General features: G+C 38.7%; 5 protein-coding genes. 4 read left to right on the top strand and 1 reads right to left on the bottom strand.

The annotated features are described in order from the left end of the window. The first annotated feature begins 110 nt into the window (after window positions 1-110). Entirely contained in the window at window positions 111-632 is a 522-nt protein-coding gene (locus tag PSHG_RS18205) for a DUF2569 family protein (protein ID WP_010275838.1), read from the top strand. Window positions 633-782: 150 nt separating this feature from the next. Next, entirely contained in the window at window positions 783-1,082 is a 300-nt protein-coding gene (locus PSHG_RS18200; protein ID WP_010275836.1) for a hypothetical protein, read from the top strand. On the opposite strand, the gene PSHG_RS28180 is transcribed toward PSHG_RS18200, so the two are convergent. After that, window positions 1,050-1,262 (bottom strand): hypothetical protein, encoded by a 213-nt coding sequence (locus PSHG_RS28180; RefSeq protein WP_235782085.1) that lies wholly within the window; start codon window positions 1,260-1,262, stop codon window positions 1,050-1,052. The two genes, PSHG_RS18200 and PSHG_RS28180, sit on opposite strands and share 33 nt — an antisense overlap. Before the next feature lie 350 nt (window positions 1,263-1,612). On the opposite strand from PSHG_RS28180, the gene PSHG_RS18195 reads away from it, so the two are divergent. Both PSHG_RS18195 and PSHG_RS32005 read left to right on the top strand, forming a co-directional pair. Next, complete coding sequence (locus tag PSHG_RS18195; protein ID WP_042122356.1) at window positions 1,613-2,110, top strand: nucleotidyltransferase family protein; 498 nt, start codon at window positions 1,613-1,615, stop codon at window positions 2,108-2,110. Window positions 2,111-2,277: 167 nt separating this feature from the next. Beyond that, the coding region (locus PSHG_RS32005; RefSeq protein ID WP_010275830.1) for a DinB family protein at window positions 2,278-2,445 on the top strand (168 nt) is incomplete at its 3' end.

Genomic DNA, 2,445 nt, shown 5'->3' with positions numbered 1-2,445 from the left:
TGCAGGAAACAAGCCCGCGAACCTCGCCAACCTTGACTATTTTCATGCAGGAGATGTGCTTGAGATTTCAATGGCATGACTGTTTTTCATAAAGCAAAGGAGATTTGGTAATGGAAAATAACAACTCTCAAAAAACCAAATGGCCGAGCGGGTTCTATATTATATCTATTATAGTATTCTTGCTCTTGCCTATTAACATTCTGGCTTACTATAAACGGCAGATTCTCTCCTTTTTCACAGGCGGAAATTTTCCATTAATGTTTGATTTGTCGTATCCTTGGGCTATTTTACTTTTAATTGAACTTATCGCAATGCCGATGTTAGCGGCACTTTCACTGACCTGTATCCTTTTTTTAGTACTTAAACACAAGCGGTTTCCTCTATTAGTAAAAGGGTTATTCGGAGGCTATCTCATCTTTCTGCTGCTCGATCTATTCGCAAATAATTTTTTGGCGTTTTATAGTGAGGAAATTATAAATGCAGTTAATACAGACATTTATAAAAACATCGTCAGAGTTATGCTTTATATGGTGTTTGTGATGCCGTTTTTTTACTTATCGCAAGCAATTAAAGATACATATTCAACGAAACCTAAACCATCATTAGAACAGGAGACCCCTGTGCAGCAGTAAATCTTTGTTAGCTTAATGCTGCTATTTGTTATTCGGCTAGTCTATGATGGGAGTATTGTAAAGGCTGGGGCTTGAATGAACAAGGGGCCAATTATATTAATTATTGAAGCAAATCTTTGAAGGGATTTTCCCTCCAATAAAGAAGTACTGATGGATATCGAAGATTTCGAAAATAAAACTGCTCCAAGACTCGCAGGAAAAGTGGGGGATCCTATGAAATACTATTTGTCATCTTCCAAGATTGGAAACGAAGAAAAGAAATTATTGCAAATGACAGAGAGTGGGAATAAGAAAGTTGCTTACATCCATAATGCGCTGGACTATACCAGCGATGTGTTAAGAAGGGAGCAGAGTGATGAAGCAAACATCAAAGACCTTCAAGGTCTTGGTTTTTCGGTGGACATCCTTGATTTAAAACTATACTGCAATTACATAATCTATTATCCCTAACCCTTCCCATATCGTAGGATATTGTTCCCCATATGGTTTCTGTCTTGGATCATCTACTAAATGAATACCTTTTAAGGTAGGCCCGAGAATGCAGATGCCTGCACTATAACCGCCGTAAACGATGTTCTTTTTTTCGCTGTGATACCTCTTAATAATCTGGTCAAAACCGCTTAACTTCATGGCTTGGGCCAGCACAAACGTATTGCCGCCTCTAACCCAAATCACATCGTAATCCGCATTACAAGTCGGATCATCCGGAGTCTCAAGCTATCGATAAAGTTGTTGATTATCTTTACGAAAATAGAATTCCATTTAAGACTCTTAAAGACGGAGAAGTAATCATTATCGAGTGATTTTTTTAGAGATTAGAGAACTATGAGGAAATCCCCATGGAATGGAAGAAGAGAGAGGATAGCGGCGGAGAAGGGAGGATACAAATAAACATCCTTCACAAATTTGGACTAAGGAGGGGGGACGTTTTGACTAGATACACAGACGCATTATTAGAGCTAATAAGAAACAACAAGGAAATGATGAAAGACCTGACAATAATAAGAGAATTGAATTTACCCGATTGGTACGCAGCGGCTGGTTATGTTCGCAACTATGTTTGGGATACTTTGCATGGCTACTCAGAAAGGACTCCCTTAAATGATATTGACATCATTTACTATAATGCCGATGAACTAGATGAAGAAATAGAAAAGAAATATGAGCAGATATTAGAACAAGAAACGGGAATCTCAATCTGGTCAGTAAAAAATCAAGCAAGAATGCATTTGAAAAATGGCGAAATGCCCTATAGCTCCGTAGAGGATGCATTGAGTCGATGGCCGGAAACGGTTACCGCGGTAGGGATCCGATTGGAAAAAGATGATACGCTTTCAGTAATTAGCCCCCACGGGCTAGAAGATTTATTTGAATTGCGAGTAAGAAGAAGTCCTCTATTCATGGATGAGAGCTACTACAGGGCTAGAATTACCCGAAAAAATTGGAAAGAGATTTGGCCCAAACTAGAGATTTTTTGAGAGTACGGCAGCGTAGTTTAAGGTAATGTGATTTGCGAGTAAGGCAGCGTAGTTTATGAAGCACAAGCACTCAAAGTAATCGGATATTAGTGCTTAAAGAAAGCCGTTGCCATATATAACTGTGCAAAAGTGGAGGGGAAGAATCAAGATCATAAGCGGGAGGGACAATGAAACAGATTTATCAGTTTTATCAATATCACGTATGGTCATATGAGAAATTATTAGATCATTTAACCGAACTGCCCGAAGAAACACTTTATGCTGAACATAAAGACGGGTTCAAATCTATACCAAGCCTACTAGTACATGTATACAATACCGATCATTTCTGGCTG

The organism is Paenibacillus senegalensis JC66 (genome assembly GCF_000285515.1).
GTDB classification, from domain to species: Bacteria; Bacillota; Bacilli; order Paenibacillales; family NBRC-103111; genus Paenibacillus_L; species Paenibacillus_L senegalensis.
Note: the sequence above shows the minus strand (reverse complement) of the source record. Positions and strands in the feature narration are given on the sequence as shown.

Bases quoted from the DNA above. Each gene is read 5' to 3' on its own strand.
- PSHG_RS18205 (WP_010275838.1), top strand. From the start codon at position 111: ATGGAAAATAACAACTCTCAAAAAACCAAATGGCCGAGCGGGTTCTAT.
- PSHG_RS18200 (WP_010275836.1), top strand. From the start codon at position 783: ATGGATATCGAAGATTTCGAAAATAAAACTGCTCCAAGACTCGCAGGA.
- PSHG_RS28180 (WP_235782085.1), bottom strand. From the start codon at position 1,262: ATGAAGTTAAGCGGTTTTGACCAGATTATTAAGAGGTATCACAGCGAA.
- PSHG_RS18195 (WP_042122356.1), top strand. From the start codon at position 1,613: ATGATGAAAGACCTGACAATAATAAGAGAATTGAATTTACCCGATTGG.